We start from the raw sequence: 19,721 nt of genomic DNA, 5'->3' as shown, positions 1-19,721 counted from the left end.
GGCGTGCTATTCCCGTTCACCGCCTCGCGAAGCCCGCCATGTCCTTCTTAAAAGAACCCCCCTTTATACACGGCAACGTCGACCGCAGCGCCGTCGTGCTGGTGAACCTGGGCACGCCCGACGCGCCGACGCGCTCGGCGGTGCGGCGCTATCTGAAGCAATTCCTGTGGGACCGCCGCGTCGTCGAAATTCCGCGTCTGCTGTGGTGGTGCATCCTGCATGTGATTATCCTGCCGTTCCGCTCGGGCCAGTCGGCGAAAAAATACGCGTCCATCTGGACCGGCGACGGCTCGCCGTTGAAGGTGCACACGCAGCGGCAGGCCATGTTGCTGCGCGGCGCGCTGGGCCAGCGCGGCCACGACGGCCTGACCGTCGCCATGGCGATGCGCTACGGTTCGCCGTCGCTGCCCGAGGTGCTGGCCAGGCTGAAGGCCGACGGCTGCGAGCGCGTCGCCATCCTGCCGGCCTATCCGCAATACTCCGGCACCACCACCGGTTCGATCTACGACGCCGTGTTCGAGCACTACGCGCAGGTGCGCAACGTGCCCGAGTTGCGCTTCGTTAAGAATTACCACGACCACGACGCCTATATCGACGTCCTGCGCGATAGCGTGCTGGCGCACTGGGAGGCGCACGGCCGCGGGCAAAAACTGGTGATGAGCTTCCACGGCGTGCCCAAGCGCACCCTGCTGTTGGGCGACCCCTACCATTGCCAGTGCCTGAAGACGGCGCGCCTGCTGGCCGCCAAGCTGCGCCTGGCGCCGCAACAGTACCTGGTGACGTTCCAGTCGCGCTTCGGCAAGGCCGAGTGGCTGCAGCCGTACACCGCGCCGACGCTGCAGCAACTGGCGCGCGACGGCGTCGCCAGCGTCGACCTGCTGTGCCCGGGCTTCACCAGCGACTGCCTGGAAACGCTGGAAGAGATCGCGATGGAGGCCAAGCACGACTTCGAGGCCGCCGGCGGCAAGCAATTCCATTACATCGCCTGCTTGAACGAGACGCCGGCCTGGATCGCCGGCCTGGCCGAAATCGCCGAGCAGCACATGATAGGCTGGCCGACCATGAAGACGGCGGCCCAGCGCGACGCCGACAACCGCGACGGCGCGGCGGCCCGCGCGGCGGCGCTGGCCTTGGGCGCCGCCAACTAGCCCGGTAGCGGACGGCGCCGGCGCGGTTTTGTCGCCACACCGTCCGGCGCCGCGCGCCGGCGCGCATCGCGCCAGTGGCGGGAGCGGCGGCGACACTGTTAAAATAGCCGGCTGTTGGAATAACTTGTCTGACAAACAAGCCGAAAAGCACGCCGAAAAGCACGCCGAGAAGCACGCTGAAAAGCGGGCCGCGTCAAGGCAGCGTCAATTCGGTATAGCAGATCCACGCCGTGGTGAGGACGGCGTAGACCAGGACGGCCGCGGCGATGATGGAGGTTTTCATGATGCGCTCCCGGATTAGGGGGTGCTGCATGGCGCGCAGCGGGTCTTCCTTATCCATAGTAGACCTTCTGGCGCAAAAGGAAACATCCCGGCAGACGAAGTTTTGTAACGTTGGGATAGGGGCGGGCGGCGAAAATGCTCGCCAGTAATACCCCTTGAAACAGTAGGATATATCCCCATCTGGCTACAGTGCCGTACAGAAGTCAAGCCAAACTAATTTAAGTCATTGATTGTAGGAGTCTTTTAGATGCAAGATCAGGAAAACCAAGCTGTACCTAATGCGCAGGCCGAGGCCGCGCCATCGACTCCCGCCGAACCGACCCTGGAAGAGCAGCTGGCCAGCACCGAAGCGCGTCTTGCTGAAATGCACGACGCCTTCATGCGCGCCAAAGCCGATGGTGAAAACATCCGCCGCCGCGCCCAGGAAGACGTCGCCAAGGCGCACAAATTCGCCGTCGAGAGCTTCGCCGAGGCCATGGTGCCGGTCAAAGACAGCCTGGAAATGGCCTTGACGGTGGAAACGCCGTCGATCGAGTCGCTCAAAGAGGGCGTCGAGATGACGTTGAAACAATTGACGTCGGCGTTCGAGAAAAACCGCTTGCTGGAAATCGTCCCGACGCAGGGCGACAAGCTCGATCCGATGAAGCACCAGGCGGTGGCCGTGGTGCCGGCGGAGCAGGAAGCCAATACGGTCGTGGCAGTGTTGCAAAAGGGTTACATGATCGCGGACCGCCTGCTGCGTCCCGCCATCGTCACCACCGCGCAAGCAAAATAAGTACAAATAATAAGCCGTGCGGCATCAAGAAGATCTTGAAAGCACACAGTTTTTCCACATATAAGAACCATCTGAACTTCAGCAAATTAAGGGAAAAAAATCATGGGTAGAATTATCGGTATCGATCTGGGAACCACAAATTCCTGCGTTTCCATCATGGAAAACGGTCAACCAAAGGTAATCGAAAACGCCGAAGGCGCACGCACGACGCCGTCGATCATCGCTTACCAAGAAGATGGCGAAATCCTGGTTGGCGCGCCGGCCAAGCGCCAGGCCGTCACCAACCCGCAGAACACGCTGTACGCGGTCAAGCGTTTGATCGGTCGCAAGTTCGACGAGAAAGAAGTACAAAAAGACATCGCCCTGATGCCTTACCAGATCATGAAAGCCGACAACGGCGACGCATGGATCGGTGTGCGCGACAAGAAGCTGGCGCCGCCACAAATTTCCGCCGAAGTGTTGCGCAAGATGAAGAAAACCGCCGAGGACTACCTCGGCGAAGAAGTCACCGAAGCCGTCATCACGGTACCGGCCTACTTCAACGACTCGCAGCGCCAAGCCACCAAGGACGCCGGCCGTATCGCCGGTCTGGACGTCAAGCGCATCATCAACGAGCCGACCGCGGCCGCGCTGGCCTTCGGCCTGGACAAGACCGAAAAGGGCGACCGCAAGATCGCCGTGTATGACTTGGGCGGCGGCACGTTCGACGTCTCGATCATCGAGATCGCCGACGTCGACGGTGAAAAGCAGTTCGAAGTGTTGTCGACCAACGGCGACACCTTCCTCGGCGGCGAAGACTTCGACCAGCGCATCATCGATTACATCATCGAAGAATTCAAAAAAATCAACGGCCTGGACCTGAAAAAAGATCCAATCGCCCTGCAACGCATCAAGGCCTCGGCCGAGCGCGCGAAGATCGAACTGTCGTCGTCGCAGCAGACCGAAATCAACGAGCCGTACATCGCCATGGCGAACGGCGCGCCGGTCCATCTGAACCTGAAAATGACCCGCGCCAAGCTGGAGTCGCTGGTGGAAGAGCTGATCGCCGCGACGATGGAGCCTTGCCGCACCGCGATCAAGGACGCCGGCGTCAAGGTGTCCGACATCGACGACATCATCCTGGTCGGCGGTATGACCCGTATGCCGAAGGTGCAGGAAAAAGTCAAAGAGTTCTTCGGCAAAGAGCCGCGCAAGGACGTCAATCCGGACGAGGCCGTGGCGGTTGGCGCGGCGATCCAGGGTTCGGTGTTGTCGGGCGAGCGCAAAGACTTGCTGTTGTTGGACGTCACGCCTCTGTCGCTGGGTATTGAAACCCTGGGCGGCGTGATGACCAAGATGATCCACAAAAACACCACGATCCCGACCAAGTTCAGCCAGGTCTTCTCGACGGCCGACGACAACCAGCCCGCGGTCACGATTAAAGTGTTCCAGGGCGAACGCGAAATCGCCGCCGGCAACAAGGGCCTGGGCGAATTCAATCTGGAAGGTATTCCGCCGGCATCGCGCGGCACCCCGCAGATCGAAGTGACCTTCGACATCGACGCCAACGGCATTTTGCACGTCGGCGCGAAAGACAAGGCCACCGGCAAGGAAAACAAGATCACGATCAAGGCCAACTCCGGTCTGACCGAGGCGGAAATCCAGAAGATGGTGAAAGATGCCGAGCTGAACGCCGAAGAAGACAAGAAAGTCAAGGAATTGGCCGAGTCGCGCAACCAGGCCGACGCGCTGGTGCACTCGACCCGCAAATCGCTGCTTGAATACGGCGACAAGCTGGAAGCGGGCGAGAAAGAAAAAATCGACGCCGCCATCACCGACCTGGAAACGTCGCTGAAAAGCGCCGACAAGGCCGAGATCGACGCCAAGATTGCCGCGCTGTCGAGCGCCTCGCAAAAGCTGGGCGAGAAGATGTACGCTGACGCGCAAGCGCAGCAAGCGGCGGCCGGCGGCGGCGAAGGCGCCCAGCAAGCTGCTGGCGCGTCCGAGTCGAACGCCAAGCAAGACGATGTCGTCGACGCCGATTTCAAGGAAGTTAAAGATAGTAAGTAATCTTTAGCGACTTTGAGGTCGAGCGCTACGGCGCGGCAACGCGCCGCGCCGACATGCCGAGCCGAGCGACCGACTAACGCGGTACTCGACTCGGCTTTTTCGTGTAACTAGTACATCAGTAAGTTAGACTGCAAGGTGCCGACAACATGGCAAAGCGTGATTTTTACGAGACACTTGGTGTCGCGAAGAACTCTTCGGAAGAAGAGATCAAAAAGGCTTACCGCAAACTGGCGATGAAATATCATCCGGACCGCAATCCGGACAATAAGGAATCGGAAGAAAAGTTTAAGGAAGTCAAAGAAGCCTACGAAATGCTGACCAATCCGGAAAAGCGCGAAGCGTACGACCGTTACGGCCACGCCGGCGTGGACCCGAACATGGGCGGTGGCGGCGGCTTTGGCGGCGGCCAGGGCGGCTTCGCCGACAGCTTCGGCGACATCTTCGGCGACATCTTCGGGGGCGGCGGCCGCAGCCGCAACGCCGGCCCGCAGGTCTACCGCGGCGCCGACTTGCGCTACAACCTGGAAATTACGCTGGAGCAGGCGGCGCACGGCTTCGACACGACCATCCGCGTGCCGTCGTGGGACAAGTGCGACACTTGCCACGGTTCCGGCGCCAAGCCCGGCACGTCGCCGTCCACTTGCACCACGTGCGCCGGCCACGGCCAGGTGCGCATGCAGCAAGGTTTCTTCAGCATCCAGCAAACCTGCCCGAAATGCCATGGTAGCGGCAAGGTCATCACCGACCCGTGCGCGCCGTGCGGCGGCGCCGGGCGCATCAAGCGCAACAAGACGCTGGAAGTGAAAATTCCGGTCGGTATCGACAACGGCATGCGCATCCGCTCGTCCGGCAACGGCGAACCGGGTACCAATGGCGGCCCGGCGGGCGACCTGTACGTGGAAATCCACATCAAGCCGCACGCCGTGTTCCAGCGCGAAGGCGACGACCTGCATTGCGAGATGCCGATATCGTTCACCAAGGCGGCCCTGGGCGGAGAGATCGAAGTGCCTACGCTGTCGGGCAAGGTATCGTTCACGATTCCCGAAGGCACCCAGTCGGGTAAAACCTTCCGCCTCAAAGGCAAGGGTATCAAGGGCGTGCGCTCCGGCTACGCCGGCGACCTGTTCTGCCACGTGGCGATCGAAACGCCGGTCAAGCTGACGGAAAAGCAGAAAGAGCTGCTGCGCGACTTCGAGAAGTCAACCACGGAAGGCGGCGCCAAGCACAGCCCGCAAAGCAAGACCTGGAAAGACAAAGTTAAGGACTTCTTCGAGTAATTTTGCCGACAGAAGTATCGGGGCGCGCAGGCGCCCCTATTTGACGACCGTTGAATCGCCCCTTTGAAGAGTGGTTCGGCGGTCTTATTACGTGTGAATGGAAGATTATGAACGAACCGAAAAGCGTCTCGGCTCTGGCCTCACTGCTGCAAAACAACCGCGCGTGGGCCGATGCGATGGTGGCCAAGGAGCCGAATTTTTTTAAGAAGCTGGAGTCGCAGCAATCCCCCGAATACTTGTGGATAGGCTGCTCCGACAGCCGCGTGCCGGCCAACGAGTTGCTCGGCCTGGCGCCGGGCGACGTTTTCGTCCACCGCAACATCGCCAACGTGGTGGTGCATTCGGACTTGAATTGCCTGTCGGTGCTGCAGTTCGCCATCGACGTGCTCAAGGTGAAGCACGTGATCATCGTCGGCCACTACGGCTGCAAGGGGGTGCACGCGGCCATGACGGGCACGCGCATCGGCCTGGCCGACAACTGGCTGCGCCACGTGCAGGACGTGCACCAGAAGCACGAGCGCTACCTGGGCGACGTGCTGACGAGCGGCCAGCGCGCCGACCGCCTGTGCGAGTTGAACGTTACCGAGCAGGTCGTCAACGTTTGCCAGACCACGATCGTGCAGGACGCCTGGGACCGCGGCCAGGAAGTCAGCGTGCACGGCTGGGTGTATGGCTTGCAGGACGGCTTGCTCAACGACCTTGAAATCACGGTCGGGGCGGCGCATGAATTGGCGCCGCGCATGAAGAGCCGGCTTGAGCGCTACGCCGCCATCGCCTGACGCCACGCTCTTGTCGGCAACGCTTGTCGTAGGTCGGATTGGCGGAACGCGTAAGCCGACGCCGACGCCGAGCCGCTGCCGACGCCAGTCGGGTTACGCCCCTTGGGCTAAGCCGACCTACGAACATTGCGCTCTTCACTGCTCGGCCAGCCTGCCACGCGCCGGTCCGGCGGCCGTGTTGCACCAGCAGGTCGCGCCGACCGCTCCCGCGCGGTTCAGCGCGCACGATGTCAGCTGGGTCAGGCAGATATTGCTTTGACGTGAAGCGGACGCCGCGCTCGCCGGCGCCGGCGCCTCGCGCGCCCGGTGCTCGAGCGTGCTGCAGAAGTGGCGGATGCGCGCCTCGTTCATGCCGCCTTCCCGCATGTCGCGCCGGTCCCGCGCCGTGCAGTCGGCCAGCGCCGCGCCGCACCACAGGCCGGTGGCGCACAGCGCCATGAACAGTCGTATCGCCATCCTAGCTCCCCACCAACACCAATTTGTACGTATCGCCGTCGCGCACGAGCTGATATTTGTCGCGTGTTGTACCGCGATACGACACCTTGAGTTCCTTCGGCGTCGGCGGCGCCTCGCTGATCGCGCCCGCCTCGGGGTACAACTGGAGCCTGAAGATCTCGTTGCGGGTGAACGGCGTGGCGCGCACGATGACGAAATGGTAGTCGCGGGTGACGCGGCCAACGCCGGCGTCGCGTTGCACCGCCCGGTAGTACAGGTCGTCGTCGGCGGGGACGATTTGCTGGTCCCTTTCGAGTCCGATGATCACCCCTTGGAACAGATGGTCGTGCAACTGCGCGTACATCCACCAGCCCACCGACAGGAACACCAGCAGCAGGCCGGAGACGATCGACAGGCGGAAGTAGTTGCGGTAGTCCTGGCGTTCCTCGGCCAAGGCCGGCGGCGTCAGGCGTTCGTTGACGTGCGCGTAGTAGGAATGCGCGGTGCGCGTGACAACCAGCAGGAACAGGATCGAAAAGAAGAACGGACCCCACAGGAAACTGGCGTTGGCCAGCGATTCAATCCATTCGAACGGCTGCGGTGACGGCATGGCGGTGCTCCGGCAAAAAGCGATGGGCGCGCGTGACGCCATGGTCCACTGTCGCAAATCGGGCGGCGGCGGCTTTGTCCGCGCGCAAGGCCGGCGCAAATTGTCGCGCGCCGCCGGCTTGCGGAATGCGCATATTCATATCGGATATGCTTCGTTTGCAGACGGCGCGGCGCGGCATAGACTGGGCTTTTCCACCTTCTGTCTGCCGCCTATGTCAGCCGTCCTCGCCTCCGCCCCCGTCGCCCCCCGTTTCAGCATCGAACTGTTCGACGCGCCACTGGGCGCGCAAGTTATCGGCCTCGACCTGGCGCGGCCGCTCGGCGCCGGCGACTTCCAGCGCATCCACCACGCCCACCTGGACCACCACGTGCTGGTGTTCCGCGACCAGCGCATCACGCCGCGGCAGCAGATCGATTTCAGCCGTCGTTTCGGGCGCCTGCAGACCCATGTGCTGCGCCAGTTCCAGTTGCCGTTCTATCCCGAGATACTGCTCATTTCCAACATCTTCGAGAACGGCCAGCCGACCGGCCTGGGCGACGCCGGCCAGTTCTGGCACTCCGACCTGTCGTACAAGGAAGTGCCGAGCCTGGGCTCGATGCTGCACGCCCAGGAGTTGCCGCAGGAGGGCGGCGACACCCTGTTCGCGAATATGCACCTGGCCTGGGAAAGCCTGCCGGCGGCGCTGCGCCACGCGGTGCGCGGCGCGCACGCCGAGCACAGCTACCTGGCCCAGTACGCCGAGCTGCAACGGCGCAATCCCTTCCGCCCGAACCTGACCCAGGCGCAGATCGACGAGGTGCGCCCGGTTACGCATCCGGTGGTGCGGGTGCATCCGGAAACCGGGCGGCGCGCGCTGTTCGTCAGCGAGCATTTCACCACCCGCATCGTCGGCTTGCCGGACGACGAGAGCGCCGCGTTGCTGGCCGAGTTGTTCGCCCACAGTGTCAAGCCGCAGCACATCTACCGCCACAGCTGGCAGGCGCACGATCTGGTGTTCTGGGACAACCGCTCGCTGATGCACCTGGCGGCCGGCTGCCCGGCCGACCAGCGCCGCAAACTTTACCGCACCACCATCGAGGGCGACGTGCCGTTTTGATTTGCCCCCGCAGCATTTTTCGTTCCACCACCTTTTCTAAGGAGTGCCCATGTCCCTGATTTCCACGACCCCGAAACGCCTGCTCGCCGCCAGCCTGGCCCTGATGTGCGGCGCGCTGATGGCGACCGCGCCGGCCCGGGCCGAGGGCCGCATCCGCATCTCCGAGCAACACGGCGTCACCTATCTGCTGCTCAACATCGCCCAGGAGCAAAAACTGATCGAGAAGTACGGCAAGCGCGACGGCGTCGACGTCAAGGTCGAGTGGATCAAGCTGTCGGGCGGGCCGGCGGTCAACGACGCGCTGCTGTCGGGTTCGATCGACATCGCCAGCGCCGGCCTGGGGCCGCTGCTGACGATGTGGGACCGCACCGCCGGCAAGCAGAACGTCAAGGGCGTCGCCTCGCTCGGCAATTTTCCGTATTACCTGGTCAGCAACAACCCGAAGGTCAACACCCTGGCGGACCTGAGCGACAAGGACCGCATCGCGCTGCCGGCGGTGGGCGTGTCGGTGCAGTCGCGCATCCTGCAGATGGCGGCGGCCAAGCAGTGGGGCGAGAAGCAGTTCAACCGCCTCGACCGCCTGACCCAGACCCTGCCGCATCCGGACGCGGCGGCCGCCGTGATCGCCGGCGGCACGGAAATCTCTGGTCACTTCGGCAATTCGCCGTACCAGGAAAAGGAGCTGGCGCAGAACCCGAACGCGCACGTCATCCTCAATTCCTATGACGTGCAGGGCGGCCCGAGTTCGTCGACGCTGTTGTACGCGACCGAGAAATTCCGCAAGGACAATCCGAAAACCTACCGCGCCTTCACCGCCGCGCTGGTCGAGGCGGCGCAGTTCGCCAGCGCCAACCCCGAGGCCGCCGCCGACACCTACCTGCGCGTCAGCAAGAGCGGCGTCGACCGCAACCTGCTGCTGAAAATCATCAAAAACCCGCAGGTGCAGTTCAAGATCGCGCCGCAAAACACCTACGGCATGGCGCAATTCCTGCACCGCATCGGCGTGCTGAAAAACCTGCCGGCGAACTGGAACGCGTATTTCTTTGAAGACCCGGCCATCACGCATGGGGGCTAAGCGCATGCATCCACCCACCCTGCAAATCGTCAGGCCGCCGCCGCCGCCGGCACCGCTGCTGCGCGTGCGCGACGTCAACCTGGAATACCGTACCGACGCGCGCACCGTGCGCGCCACCCACGAGGTCAGTTTCGAGGTGCACCGCGGCGACCGCTTCGTGCTGCTGGGGCCGTCCGGCTGCGGCAAATCGTCGCTGCTGAAGGCGGTCGCCGGCTTCATCGCGCCGCAGTCGGGCAGTATCGAGCTGGACGGGCGCGCTGTGACGCGGCCGGGACCGGACCGCATCGTCGTGTTCCAGGAATTCGACCAGTTGCCGCCATGGAAAACGGTGCTGGAAAACGTCATGTTCCCCTTGCTGGCGACGGGCCGGCTGGCGCGCCGCGACGCGCGCGAGCGCGCCATGCACTGGATCGGCAAGGTCGGCCTGGACGGCTTCGAGCAGGCCCATCCGCACACCTTGTCGGGCGGCATGAAGCAGCGCGTCGCCATCGCGCGGGCGTTGGCGATGCAGCCGGAAGTGTTGCTGATGGACGAGCCCTTCGCCGCGCTCGACGCGCTGACGCGCCGCAAAATGCAGGAGGAACTCGGACGGCTGTGGGAGGAGCTGCGTTTCACCTTGCTGTTCGTCACCCATTCGATCGAAGAGGCGCTGGTGGTCGGCAACCGCATCCTGCTACTGTCGCCGCATCCGGGGCGGGTACGGGCCGAACTCAACAGCCACCAGTTCGGCCTGCACAGCGCCGGCGGCGCCGAGTTCCAGGCGGCGACCCGGCGCATCCACGGCCTGCTGTTCGACGGGGCGGCGGAGGCGGCGCCGGCGCCCGGGCGCGCGGCGGAACCGGTCTACCGGGTGGCGATATGAGCGCGCTTCTGGAACCGCCGATCCGCCAGGAGTTTGACTACACGCCGGCGCCGCCCGGCCAGTTGACGCTGGAACGGCCGCTGCCGCTGGGGCGGCGCGTGTGGGGGCAGGGCTGGATGCGCAAGGCGGTGATGTTGCTGGCGCTGGCGATCATATGGGAGGGCCTGGCGCGCTGGCAAGACAACGACTTGCTGCTGCCGAGCTTTCTGCAAACGGCGCGCGCCTTCGTCGGCGGCGTCGCCAGCGGCGAGCTGATCGCCCGCGTCGCCGTGTCGCTCGGCGTGCTGCTGCAAGGCTACCTGGCGGGCATCGTCGCCGCCTTCGCGCTGACCTCGCTGGCGGTGTCGACCCGGCTCGGGCGCGACCTGCTGGAAACGCTGACGTCGATGTTCAATCCGCTGCCGGCGATTGCGCTGCTGCCGCTGGCGCTGCTGTGGTTCGGCCTGGGGCGCGGCAGCCTGATCTTTATTTTGATGCACTCGGTGCTGTGGCCGCTGGCGCTGAACACCTACGCCGGCTTCCAGGGCGTGCCGGACACGCTGCGCATGGCCGGCCGCAACTACGGCTTGAACGGACTGCGGCTGGTGCTGCACATCCTGGTGCCGGGCGCGCTGCCGGCCATTCTGTCGGGGTTGAAGATCGGCTGGGCCTTCGCCTGGCGCACGCTGATCGCCGCCGAATTGGTGTTCGGCACCACCTCGTCGGGCGAGGGCGGCTTGGGCTGGTACATCTTCCAGAACCGCAACGAGCTGTACACCGACAAGGTGTTCGCCGGGCTGGCCATGGTGATCGTCATCGGGCTGCTGGTCGAAAACCTCGGCTTTCGCACGCTGGAACGGCTGACCGTGCGGCGCTGGGGCATGCAGCGCTGAGCGGCCGGCGTCGCATGGCGCAGGCCGGGCGCCGTCCGTGCCCAGCCCGCATGTCGGCAAGTTTGCGGTATTACTCTATTTTTACATCGCCCCGATACCAATCATTGCCGACCTGGCGCAGATCGGCTTGCTGAACAGGCCCCGAGGCGCCGGAGCCGGTGTGATGATCCTCGATCGACGAGATTTTATCCAACTGCACCGTGTTGTCACTGTTGTAGGTCGTGCTGTGAAGAACCATCGTGCCGTTCGTCCAGTCGATGCTTTTTAGCAGGCCCTGTTCGCACTGCGCGTTGATCGTGTACGAACTGAATTTCCCCCATACCCTCAGATAGGTATTGCTTGGAATGGCGCTCAGTTGCTGTTTGATTCGTTCATCCATGTGGCATGCTCCAGTCAGTTTAAACCAAGATGAAATTCCCTGATAGCGGTCGATGGCGGCGGCTGCGACCTTACTTGGTAAGGGAATAAGAAGGACCCAGGCGGCCGCGCCATCTGCTCGACGCAGCGCTGGTTGCAGTACCTGGCGTTGTGCGCGTGCGCAGTCAACAGCGGTGATATTACGCAATATTTTTACGTGGAATTTGCTGTACGTTTGGGTATTGATATGGCTCAAGGCGCTGCGGGGAGCGGGCGCAAAATCCGCCCCGCGGGCGGGGGCGGACGCATCGTTCAGCGGCGCGGCCGCGAATCACGTGGGCGTCGGTGGGTATGAGTAGTCGTGCAACCAGGCAGTAATCATTCAGCATCCGGCCTCCGATATCGCTTTGGCGAACAAGTGACTCATCATCGTCATAGTCAAGGCGGGCAGCCCATCCCGTCCATGTTATCACCAAGCATGCGCCCGGCCGCGTTTTCTAGCAGGAGCGTCGAAGTGCTATTCTTGCCGCTTCGCTCATTGTAATCGGAGGACATTGGAATGGCTGAAAAATTGATTTTGGTCACGGGCGGCGGACGCGGTATCGGCGCGGCTTGCGCCTTGCTGGCGGCCGAGCGCGGCTACACGGTGTGTATCAACTACCACAGCGATGCGGGCGCCGCGGCGGCCGTCGTCGCCGCCATTGAAAGCGCCGGCGCAAGCGCGCTGGCGATCCAGGCCGACGTATCCAACGAAGCCGAGGTGCTGCGCATGTTCGGGCAGATCGATGAACGCTTCGGGCGCTTCGACGCGCTGATCAACAACGCCGGCGTCCTGGCCCCGCAAATGCGCGTCGAGCAGATGGACGCCGCGCGCATCAACCGTATTTTGGCGACCAACGTCACCGGCAGCTTCCTGTGCGCGCGCGAGGCGGTGCGGCGCATGTCGACTAGACACGGCGGCGGCGGCGGCGCCATCGTCAACATCTCGTCGCGCGCCGCCGTGCTTGGTTCGCCGGGGGAGTATGTCGACTACGCCGCGTCGAAAGCGGCGCTGGACGCGCTGACGACGGGCTTGGCGAAGGAAGTGGCGCAGGAACAGATCCGCGTCAACGGCGTGCGCCCGGGCTTGATCCACACGCGGATGCACGCCAGCGGGGGCGAACCCGGCCGTGTCGGGCGTTTGCAGTCCTCGGTGCCGATGGGGCGCGGCGGCGAGGCGGCCGAGGTGGCGCGCGCCGCCCTGTGGTTGTTGTCGGCCGAGGCTTCCTACACCACCGGCAGCTTCATCGACGTGTCCGGCGGCCGCTGAGCGCCGGCCCGCCATGCTTCACAGGTGGCGCACCTCGGCCGGCGGCGTGTGCCAGTTGTCGTTGCGGCCGTCGAGGTAGGTGATGGGGGCGTTGGCCAGCTCCTCGTCGGCGACGCCGTCGAGGCAGCCGAGGTTGACGCCGTAGAACTTGCCCCAGCGCGGAGATTGGCCCTGTCCGAAGGGGTGCACGCCGCAGTGCTGGCAGAAGTAGTGGTGCTCGGTTTTGCTGTTGAACTGGTACAGCTTCAAGTCGCTCTGTCCCGACAGCAGACGGAACGCCTGCGGCTGCACGACCGCCGGCCAGAAGCGGATCTTGGCGCAGATCGAACAGTTGCAGCGGAGGGTCTCGCGGCTCAGGTCGATGTCGGCTTCGAAGCGCACGGCGCCGCAGTGGCAACTGCCTTGGTAGGTTTTCAACATCGTCAACTCCATTGATCACATCACATTAAAGCAGGCGCTCGGAGACGGCGAGGAACTTCACCTGCGGAACCAGGAAGCACAGCGGCGCCCCGGCCGGCGGCAGGGCGGCCAGGAACGAGCATTGCGTGGCGGCGGCGCTGGCGTTGAGCGGCAGTACCCGGGCCACGTCGATGGGCAATTCAATTTCCGCGAAGGCGAGCCGGTCCAGCCTGTCGACGTGGGCCACCGCCGCGTCCTGGCAGCAGAGAAACTCGACCGCGTTTTCCCAGGAGCCGAACGCCGAGGCGAATGGCTCGCTCAGCTCCTTGCCGTCGGCAAGGCGGGCCGAGCAGCTCAGCGAGGGCGCGCTGCCCGAGCCGGACCCGATGGTGGTGTCGAATGTCTTGCCGTCGCCGCAGTGGATGAAGCTGGCGGCGAGATGGCTGGGCAGCGCGTCGCTGAAGAGGCGCGTGCCGAGCGCGTAGGCGACGCTGCTCATGATGTTTTTCAGGAACAGCACGGTCCTGGCCTGCGTGGCTTGGTGGGGCGCCTCTTCAAGATAGAGCCGCCAGTTGCTTTGCATTGGAGACGGGAACAGTTTCCTGAGCGGACCCAGCATGGCCGGGCCGAAATGCCCGTGCCGGTAGGTCAGCACGGTGAACGGGGTCTTGCCGTCGCGCTGCCACAGCCGGGCGCCGGCCGGGACGAAGGCTTGCGCCGCCTCGGCGTCGACCAGCCAGGTCAGATAGACCACGTTGCTGACGTCGCTCTCCAGTTTCAGAAAGGGCAGGCGCGACATCAGCGCCAGGCGAACGTTGGCCAGCGCGTGTGAATTCGCCAGCAGTTCCGCGAGGCGGCCAAGCAGGCCCGGGTGTGGATGTTTATAGTTGTTTTGGTTCACTAGGGGCGGCTTTTCGGTTGCGATGGCCGAGGGAGTGTAGCAGACGCGGCCATTGGCTGGCGGCCGTGCGCGGCGGCGAACGGGGCGGGGCCTTGCTTACACCAGCGGCGTCACCCCAGGGCGCGGACCCGTCGGGCCTGAGTCCGGCTCTTTGCGTGGCGCGCACCGCCCGCGCGCTCAGCCTGGCGGGCGGGGTGTCAGGCGCAGCCACCCCCTGCGCCGCCCGCCATACGCCGTGTTTGGTGCGAACATTTGCATATCGAGCAATATTTCAAAGTTTAAAAATCCGAATGCGTCCCGAGCCGGCATGGCAAGATCAAGCTGGACGAGCTGGCCAGGCAACCACGATTGAAGAGCTGGCCCGTTCGCTGTTGAACCACCGGCAATTGCATGTCATTACCAATAAGCTCAATGTGGCGGTCATTTTGGCCGACCATCCCGGCTGCGAGGTGATCCTCGCCGCCGGCGTCGTGCGCGGGCGCGATCGCGTCATTGTGGGCGGCGCGGCGATTGATTTTATACGCCGGTTCAAGGTCGACGTTGGCATCATTGGCATTTCCAGTATCGAGTCCGACGGCGTTTTGCGCGATTTCGACCAGCGCGAGGTGGGCCTGGCGCAAGCCATCATCGAACAGTCGCGCGAAGTATGGTTGCTGGCCACGCAAGAAAAATTCGGCCGGAAAGCCTTGGCGCGCGTGGCGCATCTGTCGCGGATTACCACGCTGTTCACCGACGCCGAGCCCACCGCGATGATGCGCGAGGCGTTGCGCAGCTCGGCGGTGAAAGTGGTCGTGGTCGCATAGGCCGGCATGCCGCAAGCGCGGCGGCCGGCCGCGACCCCAGCGTTATGCCGCCGTGGCGGACTGGCGCCCGCGTTTGGCGATCTGCCCGCACAGGTAGGTCCAGACGAACGTCGAGGCGGCGTTGCTGGTCAGCTCGGCGTGGTCGTACGGCGGCGCCACCTCCACGCAATCCATGCCGCACCAGTTCAAATCGGCCAGCTCCTCGATGATCGACAGCACCTGGTTCGAGCTCAGGCCGCCCGGTTCCGGCGTGCCGGTGCCGGGCGCGAACGCCGGGTCCAGGCAGTCGATGTCGAGCGTCAGGTAGAGCGGCGGGTTGCCGGCCGCCGCCATGCGCGCGCGGATCTCGCCCAGCACCGGCGCCAGTTGCGCCGGGCTTTCCAGGCCGCGCAACTCGCGCGCCGTGTAGACCCGCCCGCCCATCTCGTTGACGTATTCGCGCGCCGCCCGTTCGCCCGACGAGCGGATGCCGATCTGCACCGACGCGCGCGGCAGCAGCAAGCCTTCCTGCATCGCCTCGTAGACCCAGGTGCCGTGCCCGGACGGTTCGCCGAAGTGGCTGGTCCAGGTGTCGCAGTGGGCGTCGAAATGCACCATCGCCACCGGCCCGCCGTGCAGTTGGTTCAGCGCGCGCAGCAGCGGCAGCGTGACCGAGTGGTCGCCGCCCAGCCAGACCATGTGGTGGCGCCGCAGCAGCTCGGCCGCCTGCGGCATCAGCGCCGCGCGCATCGCCTCGATGCCGGTGTTGGGCAGCGCCAGGTCGCCGGCGTCGCTGAGCAGGTCGAGCGGCGTGGTGTCGAAGTGCGGGTGGGTGGCGTCGCACAGCATCTGCGAGGCCAGGCGGATCGCCTGCGGGCCGAAGCGCGCCCCCGGACGGTTGGTGACGGCGCCGTCGAAGGTCAGGCCGGCCAGGCCGTACGGCGCGTCGTCGCGCCGGCCGACGTTCAGGTAGCTGCCGCTGGAGCGGTAGGCGAAGTCGTGCTGTGCCATGCTTATATCCCTCCCATGCAAATGTATTTGACGACCAGGTAGTCCTCGATGCCGTACTTGGAACCCTCGCGGCCCAGGCCGGACTGCTTGACGCCGCCGAAGGGTGCGATCTCGTTCGAGATCAGGCCGCTGTTGACGCCGACCATGCCGCTTTCGAGGCCCTCGGCGATACGCCAGATGCGGCCGATGTCGCGCGAGTAGAAGTAGGCGGCCAGGCCGAATTCGGTGTCGTTGGCCAGCGCCAGCACCTCGTCGTCGGTGCTGAAGCGGAACAGCGGCGCCAGCGGGCCGAAGGTCTCTTCGCGCGCCACCAGCATGTCGCCGGTGACGTCGGCGATCACGGTCGGCTCGAAGAAGCTGTGGCCGAGCGCGTGGCGTTTGCCGCCGGCCAGCAGGCGCCCGCCCTTGGCCAGCGCGTCGGCGATGTGCTGCTCGACTTTTTCAACCGCCTTGTCCTCGATCAGCGGGCCTTGCGTGACGCCCGGTTCCTGGCCGTTGCCGACCTTCAGCTTGGCCACCGCCGCCACCAGCTTCGCGGCGAAGGCGTCGTACACGCCATCCTGCACGTACAGGCGGTTGGCACAGACGCAGGTCTGGCCGGCGTTGCGGTATTTCGACGCCATCGCGCCCTCGACGGCGGCGTCCAGGTCGGCGTCGTCGAAGACGATGAAGGGGGCGTTGCCGCCCAGTTCCAGCGAGAGCTTTTTAATCGTCGGCGCGCACTGCTCCATCAGGATGCGCCCGACCCCGGTCGAGCCGGTGAAGGTCAGCTTGCGCACGGTCGGGTTGTTGGTCATCTCGGCGCCGATCTCGCGCGAAGAACCGGTGACGACGCTGAACACGCCGGCCGGCACGCCGGCGCGCTCGGCCAGTTCGGCCAGCGCCAGCGCCGAGAACGGCGTCAGCTCGGCTGGCTTGACCACCATCGGGCAGCCGGCCGCCAGCGCCGGGCCGACCTTGCGGGTGATCATCGCGGCCGGGAAGTTCCACGGCGTGATCGCGGCGCACACGCCGATCGGCTCCTTGGTGACGACGATGCGCCGGTCCGGCCACGGCGACGGCATGGTGTCGCCGTAGATGCGCTTGCCCTCTTCGGCGAACCACTCGATGAACGAGGCGGCGTAGGCGATTTCACCCTTCGACTCGGCCAGCGGCTTGCCCTGCTCGGCGGTCATGATCAGCGCCAGGTCGTCGGCGTTTTCCAGCATCAGGTCGTTCCATTTGCGCAGGATGGCGGCGCGCTCCTTGGCGCTCTTCTTGCGCCAGGCCGGCCAGGCCGCGTTGGCGGCGGCGATGGCGCGGGCGGTTTCGGCGGCGCCCATTTTCGGGATGCTGCCCATGGTCTCGCCGGTGGCCGGGTTCTTCACCTCGGTGCGCTCGCCGCTGTCGGCGTTGAGCCACTGGCCGTCGATGTAGCACTGCTGGCGCAGCAGCGCAGGGTCTTTTAAGTTAAGCATGTCGGGCTTTCAAATAGTGGTGGCGGAGGCGGCGCTGTCGCGCAGTGCGGCTTCCAGGATCGCCAGCGCCTCGTCCATCAGCGCGTCGCCGATCGTCAGCGGGAACAGGAAGCGCACCACGTTGCCGTACACGCCGCAAGTCAGCAATAGTAGACCTTTTTGCAGCGCGCGCGTTTGCACCTGCTTGGTGAAGGCCGCATCCGGCTCGTGCGTGCCGGGCCGGCAGAACTCGACCGCGACCATCGCGCCCAGGCCGCGCACCTCGGCGATCTGCGGCACCGCGCGGCGCAGGCCGGACAGGCGCTCCTTGAGGCGCTGGCCCAGCACGTTGGCGCGCTCGACCAGTTTTTCCTCGGCGATGATGTCGAGCACCGCGTGGGCCGCGGCGATGGCCAGCGGATTGCCGGCGTAGGTGCCGCCCAGGCCGCCCGGCGCCGGCGCGTCCATGACCTCGGCGCGGCCGCAGACGGCCGACAGCGGCATGCCGCCGGCCAGGCTCTTGGCGATCGTCATCAGGTCCGGCAGCACGTCGTAATGCTCCATCGCGAACAGCTTGCCGGTGCGGGCGAAGCCGGTCTGGATCTCGTCGGCGATCAGCAGGATGCCGTGTTCGTCGCACAGCGCCCGCAGCGCCCGCATGAACTCCGGCGGCGCGGCGTAAAAGCCGCCCTCGCCCTGCACCGGTTCGAGGATGATCGCCGCGACGCGCTGCGGATCGACGTCGGCCTTGAACAGCGTCTGCAGCGCGGCCAGCGAATCGGCGCTGCTGACGCCGTGCAGCTCGACCGGGAACGGCACGTGGTAAATCTCGCCCGGGAAGGGGCCGAAGCCGACCTTGTACGGCACCACCTTGCCGGTCAGCGCCATGCCCATCATGGTGCGGCCGTGGAAGGCGCCGGAGAAGGCCACGACGGCGCCGCGGCCGGTGGCGGCGCGGGCGATCTTGACGGCGTTTTCGACCGCCTCGGCGCCGCTCGAAAAGAACGCGGTTTTCTTGGCGTGGCTGCCGGGCGTGATGGCGTTGATGCGCTCGGCCAGTTCAATGTAACTGGCGTAGGGCACGACCTGGTAGCAGGTGTGGGTGAATTTGCCCAGCTGGCTTTCGATCGCCGCCACGATCTTCGGATGGCGGTGGCCGGTGTTGAGCACGGCGATGCCGGCGGCGAAGTCGATATAGCGGCGGCCCTCGACGTCCCACAGTTCGGAGTTGAGCGCGCGCTCCGCGTAGAACTGGCACATCACGCCAACGCCGCGCGGCGTGGCTGCATCTTTACGTTGTTGAAGATCGGCATTGAGCATGGCAGGGTCCTGATGTCGGTGGTGGTGGAATATCGATGAATTGATACTACACTGGCGGCAGGAGCTACGGATAGGGCCACAATCAGTATCTTGATGGTGCCACTTCCTTGTGCCACTGCCGCCCGACGCCGCCGCTTTGTCAACTTTGGTTGACAAAGCCGATTTCGTCAACTAAAGTTGACGCATGACCAATTTGAAATCGCTGCCATCCCCCGACGACCCCGCCGCAGCGCTGGCGGCCGTCGCCGCCCTGCGCCTGATGGCCGACCGGCTGGAGCTGCAAGGCGTGCACGCGGCGCTGGCGCAAGGCTGGACGTGGTCGCAGATTGCCCAGGCGCTGGGCATTTCCAAGCAGGCGGCGCACAAGCGCTTCGCCGGCTCCCTCCCCGGGAAAAATTCTCTTTAGGAGCGCTGATGTTTGACGCGATCAAAAAACGTTTTCGAGACATGGGCACCATCAAGGCACTGTGCCAGGGGGCCGAACGGCACGCCAACCTGGCGGGCCAAAAGGAGCCGGGCGCGGAACACTTCGTGCTGGCGGCGCTGGACCTGCCCGACGGCAGCGCGCGCGGGGTGTTCGAGCGCCTGCGGGCCGACCCCGACGGCTACCGCGCCGCCATTGCGCAACAATACGAGGATGCCTTGCGCAACGTCGGCATCGCCGTGCCGCAAGGCGCCGCCGGATTCGGCGCCGCCGCCGCGCCTGCCACCAGCGCGACAATATACAGCGGCCAGCCGTCGGCCCAGGCCCTGATGAAGCGGCTGGCCGGGCAGGAGAAAAACGGCGCGCCGCTGCTGGGCGCGCACGTCATCTTGGCGGTGGCGGACAGTCAATACGGCGTGGCCGCACGCGCGCTCCAAGCGATGGGCCTGGCACCGGCGCAGCTGGCCCAAGCGGCGCAAGCGCAGCTAGAGGTGAGCCGCAACGCCTGAGTACGCCGTTGCG

21 protein-coding genes and 1 pseudogene are annotated in these 19,721 nt (G+C 65.0%); 13 read left to right on the top strand and 9 right to left on the bottom strand.

The genetic code is table 11. The features are described from left to right. Window positions 1-38 precede the first annotated feature (38 nt). From hemH to can, 5 genes are all read left to right on the top strand, one after another. Window positions 39-1,148 (top strand): ferrochelatase, encoded by a 1,110-nt coding sequence (hemH, locus tag ACFDR9_RS04630; RefSeq protein ID WP_409030235.1) that lies wholly within the window; start codon window positions 39-41, stop codon window positions 1,146-1,148. Window positions 1,149-1,677: 529 nt separating this feature from the next. Beyond that, complete coding sequence (grpE, locus tag ACFDR9_RS04625; protein ID WP_409030234.1) at window positions 1,678-2,205, top strand: nucleotide exchange factor GrpE; 528 nt, start codon at window positions 1,678-1,680, stop codon at window positions 2,203-2,205. Between the two features lie 102 nt (window positions 2,206-2,307). Beyond that, a complete protein-coding gene (gene dnaK / locus ACFDR9_RS04620) occupies window positions 2,308-4,254 on the top strand; it encodes a molecular chaperone DnaK (RefSeq protein ID WP_026133544.1) in 1,947 nt (648 codons plus the stop codon). Window positions 4,255-4,400: 146 nt separating this feature from the next. Then, complete coding sequence (gene dnaJ, locus ACFDR9_RS04615) at window positions 4,401-5,531, top strand: molecular chaperone DnaJ (protein WP_026133543.1); 1,131 nt, start codon at window positions 4,401-4,403, stop codon at window positions 5,529-5,531. A 107-nt stretch (window positions 5,532-5,638) separates the two neighbouring features. Then, complete coding sequence (can, locus tag ACFDR9_RS04610; protein WP_017879415.1) at window positions 5,639-6,310, top strand: carbonate dehydratase; 672 nt, start codon at window positions 5,639-5,641, stop codon at window positions 6,308-6,310. Window positions 6,311-6,445: 135 nt separating this feature from the next. On the opposite strand, the gene ACFDR9_RS04605 is transcribed toward can, so the two are convergent. The 3 genes from ACFDR9_RS04605 to ACFDR9_RS04595 are packed head-to-tail and all read right to left on the bottom strand — an operon-like array spanning window position 6,446 to window position 7,494. Next, complete coding sequence (locus tag ACFDR9_RS04605) at window positions 6,446-6,766, bottom strand: hypothetical protein (protein ID WP_409030233.1); 321 nt, start codon at window positions 6,764-6,766, stop codon at window positions 6,446-6,448. A gap of 1 nt (window position 6,767) precedes the next feature. Next, complete coding sequence (locus ACFDR9_RS04600) at window positions 6,768-7,355, bottom strand: hypothetical protein (protein WP_409030232.1); 588 nt, start codon at window positions 7,353-7,355, stop codon at window positions 6,768-6,770. Continuing rightward, window positions 7,324-7,494, bottom strand: a complete 171-nt coding sequence (locus ACFDR9_RS04595; protein WP_157407020.1) for a hypothetical protein — start codon at window positions 7,492-7,494, stop codon at window positions 7,324-7,326. The genes ACFDR9_RS04600 and ACFDR9_RS04595 overlap by 32 nt, the downstream gene beginning before the upstream one ends. Before the next feature lie 72 nt (window positions 7,495-7,566). Between ACFDR9_RS04595 and ACFDR9_RS04590 the strand changes: the two genes are divergently transcribed. From ACFDR9_RS04590 to ACFDR9_RS04575, 4 genes are read left to right on the top strand one after another with little or no spacing between them, the layout of a single operon-like run. Continuing rightward, window positions 7,567-8,451: a TauD/TfdA dioxygenase family protein gene (locus ACFDR9_RS04590; RefSeq protein WP_409030231.1), complete on the top strand. Its 885-nt coding sequence runs from the start codon at window positions 7,567-7,569 to the stop codon at window positions 8,449-8,451. Between the two features lie 49 nt (window positions 8,452-8,500). Further along, window positions 8,501-9,526, top strand: a complete 1,026-nt coding sequence (locus tag ACFDR9_RS04585; RefSeq protein WP_409030230.1) for an ABC transporter substrate-binding protein — start codon at window positions 8,501-8,503, stop codon at window positions 9,524-9,526. A gap of 4 nt (window positions 9,527-9,530) precedes the next feature. Continuing rightward, window positions 9,531-10,388, top strand: coding sequence for an ABC transporter ATP-binding protein (locus ACFDR9_RS04580; protein WP_017879410.1), 858 nt, complete (start codon window positions 9,531-9,533; stop codon window positions 10,386-10,388). Continuing rightward, on the top strand, window positions 10,385-11,260 hold the full coding sequence (locus ACFDR9_RS04575) for an ABC transporter permease (protein WP_409030229.1): 876 nt from the start codon (window positions 10,385-10,387) through the stop codon (window positions 11,258-11,260). The genes ACFDR9_RS04580 and ACFDR9_RS04575 overlap by 4 nt, the downstream gene beginning before the upstream one ends. Window positions 11,261-11,330: 70 nt before the next feature. Here ACFDR9_RS04575 and ACFDR9_RS04570 read toward each other — a convergent pair whose 3' ends face one another. Then, entirely contained in the window at window positions 11,331-11,873 is a 543-nt protein-coding gene (locus ACFDR9_RS04570; protein ID WP_409030228.1) for a hypothetical protein, read from the bottom strand. A gap of 303 nt (window positions 11,874-12,176) precedes the next feature. Here ACFDR9_RS04570 and ACFDR9_RS04565 point away from each other — a divergent pair, with 303 nt between their 5' ends. Next, the gene (locus ACFDR9_RS04565; protein WP_409030227.1) at window positions 12,177-12,926 is read left to right on the top strand and encodes an SDR family oxidoreductase; all 750 of its coding nucleotides are present in this window, start codon (window positions 12,177-12,179) and stop codon (window positions 12,924-12,926) included. A gap of 18 nt (window positions 12,927-12,944) precedes the next feature. On the opposite strand, the gene ACFDR9_RS04560 is transcribed toward ACFDR9_RS04565, so the two are convergent. Both ACFDR9_RS04560 and ACFDR9_RS04555 read right to left on the bottom strand, forming a co-directional pair. Then, a complete protein-coding gene (locus tag ACFDR9_RS04560) occupies window positions 12,945-13,346 on the bottom strand; it encodes a GFA family protein (protein WP_026133540.1) in 402 nt (133 codons plus the stop codon). Between the two features lie 25 nt (window positions 13,347-13,371). Then, a complete protein-coding gene (locus ACFDR9_RS04555) occupies window positions 13,372-14,226 on the bottom strand; it encodes a DUF2071 domain-containing protein (RefSeq protein WP_409030226.1) in 855 nt (284 codons plus the stop codon). 341 nt (window positions 14,227-14,567) lie between these two features. Here ACFDR9_RS04555 and ACFDR9_RS04550 point away from each other — a divergent pair. Next, a pseudogene (locus ACFDR9_RS04550) lies at window positions 14,568-15,029 on the top strand (DeoR/GlpR family DNA-binding transcription regulator); the annotation flags it as partial. Between the two features lie 42 nt (window positions 15,030-15,071). On the opposite strand, the gene speB reads toward ACFDR9_RS04550, so the two are convergent. The 3 genes from speB to ACFDR9_RS04535 are packed head-to-tail and all read right to left on the bottom strand — an operon-like array spanning window position 15,072 to window position 18,775. After that, entirely contained in the window at window positions 15,072-16,019 is a 948-nt protein-coding gene (gene speB, locus ACFDR9_RS04545) for an agmatinase (RefSeq protein ID WP_409030225.1), read from the bottom strand. Between the two features lie 2 nt (window positions 16,020-16,021). Further along, the gene (gene gabD / locus ACFDR9_RS04540; RefSeq protein WP_409030224.1) at window positions 16,022-17,476 is read right to left on the bottom strand and encodes an NADP-dependent succinate-semialdehyde dehydrogenase; all 1,455 of its coding nucleotides are present in this window, start codon (window positions 17,474-17,476) and stop codon (window positions 16,022-16,024) included. Between the two features lie 9 nt (window positions 17,477-17,485). Further along, complete coding sequence (locus tag ACFDR9_RS04535; protein WP_409030223.1) at window positions 17,486-18,775, bottom strand: 4-aminobutyrate--2-oxoglutarate transaminase; 1,290 nt, start codon at window positions 18,773-18,775, stop codon at window positions 17,486-17,488. Between the two features lie 184 nt (window positions 18,776-18,959). On the opposite strand from ACFDR9_RS04535, the gene ACFDR9_RS04530 reads away from it, so the two are divergent. Further along, on the top strand, window positions 18,960-19,181 hold the full coding sequence (locus ACFDR9_RS04530) for a helix-turn-helix domain-containing protein (RefSeq protein WP_017879400.1): 222 nt from the start codon (window positions 18,960-18,962) through the stop codon (window positions 19,179-19,181). A gap of 8 nt (window positions 19,182-19,189) precedes the next feature. Then, entirely contained in the window at window positions 19,190-19,708 is a 519-nt protein-coding gene (locus ACFDR9_RS04525; protein WP_409030222.1) for a Clp protease N-terminal domain-containing protein, read from the top strand. Window positions 19,709-19,721 lie beyond the last annotated feature (13 nt).

The sequence above is a fragment of the Janthinobacterium sp. CG_23.3 genome, from assembly GCF_046115965.1.
Classification (GTDB): domain Bacteria; phylum Pseudomonadota; class Gammaproteobacteria; order Burkholderiales; family Burkholderiaceae_D; genus Janthinobacterium.
Note: the sequence above shows the minus strand (reverse complement) of the source record. Positions and strands in the feature narration are given on the sequence as shown.